This is a genomic window from Streptomyces sp. B5E4 (genome assembly GCF_039871555.1).
Taxonomy (GTDB): Bacteria; Actinomycetota; Actinomycetes; order Streptomycetales; family Streptomycetaceae; genus Streptomyces.
In genome coordinates this window covers 156,622-166,040 of sequence record NZ_JBDPMI010000016.1, presented here as the reverse complement: position 1 = coordinate 166,040, position 9,419 = coordinate 156,622, and the positions used below count along the sequence as shown (strand labels likewise).

The following is a 9,419-nucleotide window of genomic DNA, read 5'->3' as shown; positions in this document are numbered from 1 at the left end:
GGGCGGGGGCGACCGGGGTGGCGCCTGCCTTCACCCGCGCCGCTGCCGGCGAGGTCGCCGGGGCGGGGGCGGTCCGGGTCGGGGGCGCGGGTGGCGTCCGGGGAGCGGGCCGCCGTCCGGCGTGCGGCGTCGGCGGCGCGGAGTCCAGCGGCTGCCGCGCCGGGTCGGCCGTCCGCGGCGCCGGGTCGGGTGGCTGCGGTGCGGGAGTGGCCGGCCGCCGGGCGGGGGTGGCCGTCCGCGGGCCCGGGGCGGGTGTATGCGGCGCCGCGGCGGCCGCCTGTCGCGCGGGGCCGTCCGTCCGTCGCGCCGGGGTGGCCGGCCGTCGCGCCGGGGTGGGCGGCCGCGGGACCGCGACGGGCGGCCGTCGCATCGGGACGGTGGGCCGCCGCGGCGTTCGCCGGAGGGTCGGCGATGCGGGCGGGCTTCGCCGCCGCGCCCGGCCGGGTCGCCTCGTGCCGGGTTCCGGCCGGTGCCGCGGTCTTCACCCCGTACGCCGCCGGCCGCCCCGTGCCGGCGCCCGCCGCATCGCTCCCGTACACGACCCCCTGCCACAGCACCACCGCCACCACCCCGGCCGCGAGGCGCAGTCGACGTGCGGGAGCAGCCACGGCGGGGACCCTTCCGTGCCGGCAGTGCTGACGTGAACAGAGTCACATAAACCAACAAAGCCGACATTCGGGACTACGCCGTACGGGTGCCCACCCGCACGGCGTACCGCCCGCCCCTCACGTCGTCAGCAGCAGCTTCCCCACGTGCGCGCTCGACTCCATCACCCGGTGCGCCTCCGCCGCCTGCTGCACCGGCAGCGTCCGGTCCACGATCGGCCGCACCCGGTCCGCCTCCACCAGTGGCCACACGTGCTCCCGTACCGCCGCCACGATCGCCGCCTTCTCGCCAGGCGGGCGACCGCGCAGCGACGTCGCCGTGATCGCGCCGCGCTTGGCCAGCAGCGCGCCGAGGTTCAGCTCCCCCTTCGCGCCGCCCTGCAGCCCGATCACCGCGATCCGGCCGTTGACCGCCAGCGCCTTCACGTTCTGCGCCAGATACGCCGCCCCGACGATGTCCAGGATCACGTCCGCGCCCGCGCCCCCCGTGGCGGCCCGCACCTCCTTGACGAAGTCCTGCTCCCGGTAGTTGATGAGCACGTCCGCGCCCAGCTCGCGGCAGTACTCCAGCTTCTCCACGCTGCCCGCCGTCACCGCCACCCGGGCACCGACCGCCTTGGCCAGTTGCACGGCCATCGTGCCGATGCCGCTGCCGCCGCCGTGCACGAGCAGCGTCTCGCCGGGGCGCAGGTGGGCGATCATGAACACGTTCGACCAGACCGTGCACGCCACTTCGGGCAGCGCGGCGGCGGTCACGGCGTCGTGCCCGCGCGGTACGGGCAGCAGTTGCCCGGCCGGCACCGCGACCCGCTCCGCGTACCCGCCGCCGGCGAGCAGCGCGCACACCTCGTCGCCGACCTGCCAGCCGGTCACCCCCGCGCCGAGTTCGGCGATCCGCCCCGCGCACTCCAGTCCGGGGTACGGGGAGGCGCCGGCGGGCGGTTCGTAGAACCCCTGGCGCTGCAGCACGTCCGCGCGGTTCACACCGGCGGCAGCCACCTCGATCAGCACTTCGCCTTCCGCCGGCACGGGGTCGGGGACCTCGGTCCAGACGAGCGAATCGGGGCCGCCTGGCTCTGAGATGGTGATGGCATGCATGGAGTGGACGCTACTACTCCGCGTCGTCCGTGCCGCCCCCGTCCTCCCCGGGACCGCCGTCGCGGGGCCGGTTCCGGTCCCGGTCGCGGTCCCGGTCCGCGCCGCCCAACTCCCCGTAGGCGCCGTAGCCCCTGGCGCCGCGGGAGTCGCGGGAATCGCGGGAATCGCGGACGTCCTCGTAGTCCCGGTGACTGCGGTCCCGGCGTCCGCCCAGGTCCCAGCCACCCTCGCGGGTGACTATGCGTTCCTTCTCCGGCGTCGTCGCGGGTCCCGCGGCCCGGCTGATCGTGATCAGACGGTCCGTCATCTCCAGTCGGCCGACGTCCGGATCGTCGTACGCCATCAGCCGGTGCCCGCGCTTGACCGCCACCACCAAGTCGTCGGTCTCACGCGGCTGGAGACCCGCCTCCGCCTTGGTCGCCGGGCGCTCGATGAGATCCAGCCCCGAGCCCTGCACGATCAGGTCCTCCAGCACCGTGCCCGCGCTCGGGCTCAGCACCGACAGGCCGAGCAGCCGTCCCGCCGCGCTGGAGCTGGTGATCACCGCGTCCGCGCCGGACTGGCGCAGCAGCGGCGCGTTCTCCTCCTCACGCACCGCCGTCACGATCTTGGCCCGCGGGTTCAACTGCCGGACCGTCAGCGTCACCAGCACCGCCGTGTCGTCGCGCTGCGGCGAGATGACGAACTGCGCCGCCCGCTGCCCCTCGGCGCGCAGCAGCACCGCGGAGCGCGTCGCGTCGCCGACGACACCGGCGTAGCCGTCGGCGTTGGCCGCCTCGACGACCTTGCTGCTCGGGTCGATGATCACGACCTGGCTCTTGTCGAGCCCCTTGGCGCGCAGCGTCTGCAGCGCGGAGCGGCCCTTCGTGCCGTAGCCGACGATGACGGTGTGATCGCGCAATGTGGACCTCCAGCGATCGAGCCGCCACTGCTGGCGGGTGCGCTCGGTGAGCACCTCAAGGGTGGTGCCGACGAGGATGATCAGGAAGAGCACGCGCAGCGGCGTCACCACGAGGACGGTGCTGAGCCGGGTGCCCGGGGTGGCCGGGACGATGTCGCCGTAGCCGGTGGTGGAGAGCGAGACGGTGGCGTAGTACGCGGCGTCCAGCAGGCCGACCTTGCCGCCGGCGTTGTCGTGGTAGCCGTCGCGGCCGAGGTAGACGACGAACACCGCGAGGGCGAGGACGAAGAGCGCGGCCAGGATGCGGCCGCCGACCTGGCGCAGCGGGGCGCGGCGGCGGCGGGGCAGGGCGACGCGTTGGTCGGGGTACTTCACGCGGGGCCTGCCGGGGTGGTCGCGGCCGCGGAGGCGGCGGCCCAGGGGAGGCGGAGGACGCGCACGGGGGCGCCGGCGGGGGCGCCGCCGGGCGGGACGACGGCCAGGGCGTCGGCGACGGCGAGGCCGCGGAGCATGGCGGGTCCGGTGAAGTGCAGGGGGCGTGCGGCGGGGTACGAACCGGCGGCTGCGGCGCGGGCGGGCGCGGCGGGGGCGCCGGGCGCGGGGGTACGCGCCGGGCGCTGGGCGCCCGGGATCGGCGCTGAGGGCGCGGGCGGGTGCGCCACGGAAGCATGCGCGCCGTGCTCTGTCGCGACCGGCACCAGCCGGGTGTCCGTCGGGTGTCCCTTCACGTCCGCGGTGAGCACCGCCTCCGGCGGCTCCGGCACGGCCGCGCCGCCGAGGACACGCACCAGCGGCTCGGCGAGCGTGAGCAGCCCGGAGACGGCCGCCAGCGGGTTGCCGGGCAGCCCGACGACGTGGGCGCCGGTCGGCAGCACCGCGAGCAGCATCGGGTGGCCTGGACGTACCGCGACGCCGTCGACGACCAGGTCCGCCTTGAGGCGGCGCAGGGTGCCGTGGACGTGGTCGACGGGGCCCGCGGCGGTGCCGCCGGTGGTCACGACGACGTCCGCGGTGGACGTGGCGACGGCCTCGTACAGCAGCTCCGCGTCGTCCCCGAGGCGGCGGGTGACGAACGGCTCCGCGCCGCACGCGCGCAGCCACGGCTCCAGCATCGGGCCGAGCGCGTCGCGGATCCGGCCCTCGCGGGGCAGGCCGCGGTGCAGCAACTCGGCGCCGAGGACGAGGACCTCGACGCGGGGTCGGCGGACGACGCGCAGTTCGTCGTGGCCCGCGGCGGCGGCGAGCCCGAGGACGGCGGGGGTGACGCGCTCCCCGGCGGCCAGCAACTCCACGCCGGCGCGGCACTCCTGGCCGCGCGGGCGGATGTCCTGGCCGGTACGGACGTCCTGGGCGGCGGTGGCGCCGGTGGCGTAGAGGCTGCCGTCGTCGCGGAGTTCCGCGTGCTCGGAGCGGAGGACGCCGGTGGCGCCGGGCGGGACGCGGGCGCCGGTGGCGATGCGTACGGCGTGGCCGTCGGGCAGCGGGGGGTGGGCGGCGTGGCCGGCGAGGATGCCCTGCCCGGCGGAGTCGAGCCGCCAGGGCCCGGGGCCCGCGACGGCGTAGCCGTCCATGGCGGAGGTGTCGAAGGGGGGCAGGTCGACGAGCGCCCTGAGCGGATCGGCGAGCACCTGCCCGTACGCCCCGGCCACCGGCACCGCGACGGCGCCCAGCCGCCGCCCGGACCGTACGGCGGCCCGGCGGGCGGCGTCCCAGGACAGCCCGCGCGGATCGCGGGGCTCGCGCCCGGCGCGCGCATCGAGCCCGAGCGCGACGTCCAGCGGATCCCCACCGCGCCCGGAGCCGGTACGCGCCGACGGCCCGTCGCCCTCCGCCGCGGGTTCGGCCCCGCGACGTGCACGGCTGCGGCCCGTCACCCCGCGCGCGGCGGCGCCGGCCGTGGCGTCCCGGTTCGTGCGTGCCGGCTCACCGGACGTACCCGACCGTGCGGGAGCCGCGGGCGGCGGGGGGCCGGCGGGGGTGAAGGCCTCGCCGTAGGCGGCGGCCAGGTCGCGGCGGTCGTTCGCCAGCGCCAGCGCGTCCGCGAACTCGTCGCCGCGGGGCCCGGTTTCGCCGTCGCTCCCGTTCCCGCTCCCGGCTCCGGCGCCCGTCCCGGGAGTGCGCCGGTCGCCGCGCCGATCCGACGTCATGTGTCCGACCGGCCCTCCTCGGCCGCCTCCTCCGCCCACCGCTCCGTCAGCGCCGTGATCTTGCGCGCCGCCTCCGCGACCGCCTCCGGGCCGCCGCCGGCCCGCCCCGCCGCGTAGCCGACGAGGAACGTCGTCAACGGCGCCGCGGGGCGCGCCACTCCGTGCGCGGCGTCGCGCGCGAGGTCGAGCAGGACGCGGGTGTCCACCTCGGTGTCGAGACCGAGTTCTTCCTTGACCGCTGCGAGCCATTCATCCAGCACGTGCCCATGCTCCCTGATCCGGTCCCTGGCCGTGGCCAGATCTTCCCAGGTGTCGCAGTCGAACGTGGCACCGGATGCCGACCGGACGAGCTTCAGCTCCCCGGTGAGCAGCCGCAGCGGCAGCCCGGCGAGCCCTCCGTACTCGACGGCGAGCAGCGCGAGGCCGCGCCGCAGCGACTCGCCGCGGTAGGCCGCGACCAGCGGCTGGTCCCGCCCGGTGCCGTCCACGAACATCGCCCCGTCCACGCCGTCCCCGGCCACCTCTAGCGATTCGCGGAGGGTACGGACCGTGCCGTCGTCCAGGAACGGCAGGTCGGCGGAGAGCAGCACGACGGTGTCGGCCGAGGTCAGCGGCAGCGCGGCGGCCAGCGCGGCGACGGGTCCGCCGCCGGGCGGCGCCTCGCGGGTCCAGGTCACCGGGCGGACCGTGGGGCGCCGCGGCCCCACGACGACCGTCTGCCCGGCGCCGCGGCAGGCGCGCAGCACCCGGTCCAGGAGGGTCCGCCCGCCGACGCGCAGGGCCATCTTGTCGATCCCGCCGAGCCGCCGCGCGGCTCCTCCGGCGAGCACGACGGCGGCGTACGCCCCGGCCGCGCCGGCGCCCGCACCCGCGTGCGCCGCGCCGGACCCCGCCTCGGACCCCGTACCGCCGGACTCCTCCATGGCACGGGACCCTACCCGCCACGCGCCGTTGCGCTAGAGGGCCCTGAGCAGCACCGCGGGATGCTCGACGCAGTCGGCCACGTACCGCAGGAAGCCGCCCGCCGTGCCGCCGTCGCACACCCGGTGGTCGAACGTGAACGACAACTCCACCACGCGCCGCACCGCCAACTCGCCGTCGTGCACCCACGGCTTCTCCGCTATCCGCCCCACGCCGAGCATGCCGGCCTCGGGGTGATTGAGGATCGGGGTCGAGCCGTCGACGCCGAAGACGCCGTAGTTGTTCAGCGTGAACGTGCCTCCGGTCAGCTCCGCGGGCGTCAGCGTGCCGGCCCGCGCCGCTTCGGTCAGCCGCGCCATCTCGGCGGAGAGCCGCTCGGCGGAGAGCGCGTGCGCGTCGCGTACGACCGGGACGACGAGCCCGCGGTCCGTCTGCGCGGCGAACCCGAGGTGGACGGCGGGCAGCCGGACGATCTCGCGGCCCTGCACCCTGGAGTTCAGCTCGGGGAAGCGCGCGAGCGCGGCGGTGCAGACGCGGCCGAGCAGCGCGAGCAGCGACACCGCGGGGCGGTCCCCCGCCGCGGCGTTCATCGCCCGCCGGGCCGCCAGCAGCTCCGTCGCGTCGGCGTCCACCCAGCACGTGACATCGGGAATCTCCCGCCGGCTACGCGACAGCTTGTCGGCGATGGCCCCCCGCACTCCCCGCAACGGCACCCGCTCACCCCCGGCGAGCCCGCCACCGGCGGCGGACCCCACCGTGGCGGCGCCTGCGGTCCGTGCCGCGGCACCGACTGCCGCGTCACCGACCGCCGTACGTCCCGCAGCCGCGGCCTCGACGTCGGCGCGCAGGATCAGCCCGTGCGGCCCACTGCCGGTGAGAGTGCGCAGATCGAGCCCGGACTCCCGGGCGATCCGCCGCACCAGCGGCGAAATGACGGCCACCGGTCCGTCCGCCGGAACCTCCGGCGGCGCCTCAGTCTGCGGAGACGGCCCGCCGGCTCCGGGACGAACCGGGCCGCCGGCATGCGCCGTTCGCGCGGCGCCGGCACTCCGCCGCCGGCGGCGCGTGCCGCCGGTGCTCGTGCCGTAGCCGACGAGGACGTTGCCCGAGCCGCCCGTCTCCTCCCCGGCGAACTCCGCCGCGGCCCGCGCGTCGACCGCCGCGCCGTCGACCGCGCCCGCCGGGCCGCCGCCCGCCGAAGCGCCGTCCGCCGCACCGGCACCCGCACCGCGGATCCGGTCCTCGATCCGGTCCCGGTATCCGCCACCGGCCCCGGATCCGCCTCCGGCCCCGGTCTCCACCGCCACCGTGACCAGCACCGACCCCACCGGCACCTCCGTGCCCGGGTCGCCGTGGCGGGCGGTGACCACGCCGCCGTACGGGCACGGCACCTCGACCATCGCCTTGGCCGTCTCCACCTCCACCACCGGCTGATCGACGGCGATGACGTCGCCGACGTCCACCAGCCAGGTGACGATCTCCGCCTCCGTCAGGCCCTCCCCCAGGTCGGGCAGCGCGAACTCGCGGACCTCCGGCATCAGCCGCCCTCCGTCCACTCGGCCTCCCACTGCAGCCGCGACACCGCGTCCAGCACGCGGTCCACGCCCGGCAGGTGGTGCTTCTCCAGCATCGGCGGCGGGTACGGGATGTCGAGGCCGGCGACGCGCAGCACGGGCGCCTCCAGATGGTGGAAGCACCGCTCGCCGATGCGGGCGGCGATCTCGCCGCCGGGGCCGGCGAAGCCGGGCGACTCGTGGACGACGACGGCCCGGCCGGTGCGCCGTACGGACGCCGCGACCGTCTCCTCGTCGAACGGCACCAGGGAGCGCAGGTCGACGACCTCCAGGTCCCAGCCCTCCTCCCGCGCGGCCTCGGCGGCCTCCAGGCACACCGGCACCGACGGGCCGTATGTCACGAGCGTGGCCGTCGTGCCCGGCCGGCGCACCACCGCGCGCCCGATGCCCGGCACCTCCTCGGGCCGCTCGGCGTCCCAGCCGGCCTTCGACCAGTAGAGCCGCTTGGGCTCCATGAAGACCACGGGGTCGTCGGAGGCGATGGCCGCGCGCAGCAGCCCGTAGGCGTCGGCGACGGTGCCGGGCGTGAGCACGTGCAGCCCGGGGGTGGCCATGTAGTACGCCTCGGAGGAGTCGCCGTGGTGCTCGACGCCGCCGATGCCGCCGCCGTACGGGACGCGGATGGTCAGCGGCATCGGGGTGGCCCCCCGGGTGCGGTTGCGCATCCGGGAGACGTGGCTGACGAGCTGCTCGAACGCCGGGTAGCCGAAGGCGTCGAACTGCATCTCCACCACGGGGCGCAGCCCGTACATCGCCATCCCCACCGCCGTGCCGAGGATGCCGGCCTCGGCCAGCGGGGTGTCCGTGCAGCGGTCCTCGCCGAACTCCTCGGCCAGGCCCTGCGTGATGCGGAAGACGCCGCCCAGCCGGCCCACGTCCTCGCCCATGACGTGCACGGTGGGATCGGCGGCCATCGCGTCGCGCATCGCGCGCGTGAGGGCCTGCGCCATCGTGGCGGGCTTGCGCCCGGCGGCGGTGCCGGCGACGGCGGTCGTCGTCATCGCTCTTCCTCCCCTGCCTGCAGGTCCGCCTCCAGCTCGGCGCGCAGCATGCTCTCCTGCGCGCGGAGCTGCTGGGTCGGCTCGGCGTAGACGTGCGCGAAGAGGTCCATCGGGTCCAGCTCGGCGTCGGCGTGCAGCCGCTCGCGCATGCCCGCCGCCAGCTCCTCCGCCGCCGCGCGGGCCGCGGCCGCGCCCGCCTCGTCGAGCAGCCCGCGGCCGGTCAGCTCGGCCTCCAGCAGCGCGATGGGGTCGTGGCCGCGCCAGGGCTCGACCTCGCTGTCCGTGCGGTACCGCGTGGCGTCGTCGGCGTTGGTGTGCGCGTCCATGCGGTACGTGACGGCCTCGACGAGGGTGGGGCCGCCGCCGCCGGCGGCCCGCTCGACGGCCTCGGTGAGGACCTCGTACGCGGCGACCGCGTCGTTGCCGTCGATGAGGCGGCCCGGCATCCCGTACCCCACGGCCTTGTGGGCGAGGGAGGGGGCGGCGGTCTGCTTGGCGAGGGGGACGGAGATCGCGAAGCCGTTGTTCTGCACGAGGAAGACCACGGGGGCGCGCCAGACGGCGGCGAAGTTCAGCGCCTCGTGGAAGTCGCCCTCGCTGGTGCCGCCGTCGCCGACCATGGCGAGGGCGACGACGTCGTCGCCCTTGAGCCGGGCGGCGTGGGCCAGGCCGACCGCATGCGGGAGCTGGGTGGCGAGCGGGGTGCACAGGGGGGCGATGCGGTGCTCCGCGGGGTCGTACCCGGTGTGCCAGTCGCCGCGGAGCAGGGTGAGGGCCTGCACGGGGTCGAGGCCGCGGGCGACGGCGGCGAGCGTGTCCCGGTAGCTGGGGAAGAGCCAGTCCTGCGGGCGCAGGGCGCGGGCGGCGGCGACCTGGCAGGCTTCCTGGCCGGTCGTGGACGGATAGACGGCCAGGCGGCCCTGCTTGGTCAGGGTGGTGGCCTGTTCGTTGTACCGCCGGCCGGTGACCAGCGCGCCGTACAGCTCGCGGAGCAGTCCGGTGTCTGTCTTCTCGGCGGCGGAGGTGCCGAGCACGCGGTACGGCTCGGGATCGGGCAGCAGGGGGGCCGCGTCGGTACGCGGCTTCCAGGCCGGCGGGGGCGCCGGGTGGTAGGCGCGGCCGGGCTGCTCAAGAACCGTCATGACGTCCACCTCCTTGTGGGCGTGGCTGAG

The 9,419-nt window shown here is 76.7% G+C and carries 6 protein-coding genes and 2 pseudogenes; all 8 read right to left on the bottom strand.

The annotated features are described in order from the left end of the window. Positions 1-608: pseudogene (locus ABGA99_RS21445) on the bottom strand (hypothetical protein); the annotation flags it as partial. A 117-nt stretch (positions 609-725) separates the two neighbouring features. Further along, on the bottom strand, positions 726-1,703 hold the full coding sequence (locus ABGA99_RS21440) for an NAD(P)H-quinone oxidoreductase (RefSeq protein ID WP_347581581.1): 978 nt from the start codon (positions 1,701-1,703) through the stop codon (positions 726-728). Positions 1,704-1,974: 271 nt separating this feature from the next. Further along, a pseudogene (locus tag ABGA99_RS21435) lies at positions 1,975-2,979 on the bottom strand (potassium channel family protein); the annotation flags it as partial. Then, positions 2,976-4,751, bottom strand: a complete 1,776-nt coding sequence (locus tag ABGA99_RS21430; RefSeq protein WP_347583225.1) for a molybdopterin molybdotransferase MoeA — start codon at positions 4,749-4,751, stop codon at positions 2,976-2,978. The gene ABGA99_RS21430 and the pseudogene ABGA99_RS21435, both read right to left, overlap by 4 nt. Continuing rightward, complete coding sequence (locus ABGA99_RS21425; protein WP_347581583.1) at positions 4,748-5,674, bottom strand: DUF6457 domain-containing protein; 927 nt, start codon at positions 5,672-5,674, stop codon at positions 4,748-4,750. Before ABGA99_RS21425 ends, ABGA99_RS21430 begins: the two co-directional genes overlap by 4 nt. Before the next feature lie 33 nt (positions 5,675-5,707). After that, positions 5,708-7,210 (bottom strand): dihydrolipoamide acetyltransferase family protein, encoded by a 1,503-nt coding sequence (locus tag ABGA99_RS21420; protein WP_347583224.1) that lies wholly within the window; start codon positions 7,208-7,210, stop codon positions 5,708-5,710. Continuing rightward, complete coding sequence (locus ABGA99_RS21415) at positions 7,210-8,247, bottom strand: alpha-ketoacid dehydrogenase subunit beta (RefSeq protein WP_347581585.1); 1,038 nt, start codon at positions 8,245-8,247, stop codon at positions 7,210-7,212. The genes ABGA99_RS21420 and ABGA99_RS21415 overlap by 1 nt, the downstream gene beginning before the upstream one ends. Beyond that, a complete protein-coding gene (gene pdhA, locus ABGA99_RS21410) occupies positions 8,244-9,389 on the bottom strand; it encodes a pyruvate dehydrogenase (acetyl-transferring) E1 component subunit alpha (protein ID WP_347583223.1) in 1,146 nt (381 codons plus the stop codon). The genes ABGA99_RS21415 and pdhA overlap by 4 nt, the downstream gene beginning before the upstream one ends. Positions 9,390-9,419 lie beyond the last annotated feature (30 nt).

What these genes read in the sequence shown, in the direction of transcription:
- pdhA (WP_347583223.1), bottom strand. Translation starts at nt 9,389, where the DNA reads ATGACGGTTCTTGAGCAGCCCGGCCGCGCCTACCACCCGGCGCCCCCG.
- ABGA99_RS21425 (WP_347581583.1), bottom strand. Translation starts at nt 5,674, where the DNA reads ATGGAGGAGTCCGGCGGTACGGGGTCCGAGGCGGGGTCCGGCGCGGCG.
- ABGA99_RS21415 (WP_347581585.1), bottom strand. Translation starts at nt 8,247, where the DNA reads ATGACGACGACCGCCGTCGCCGGCACCGCCGCCGGGCGCAAGCCCGCC.
- ABGA99_RS21420 (WP_347583224.1), bottom strand. Translation starts at nt 7,210, where the DNA reads ATGCCGGAGGTCCGCGAGTTCGCGCTGCCCGACCTGGGGGAGGGCCTG.
- ABGA99_RS21440 (WP_347581581.1), bottom strand. Translation starts at nt 1,703, where the DNA reads ATGCATGCCATCACCATCTCAGAGCCAGGCGGCCCCGATTCGCTCGTC.
- ABGA99_RS21430 (WP_347583225.1), bottom strand. Translation starts at nt 4,751, where the DNA reads ATGACGTCGGATCGGCGCGGCGACCGGCGCACTCCCGGGACGGGCGCC.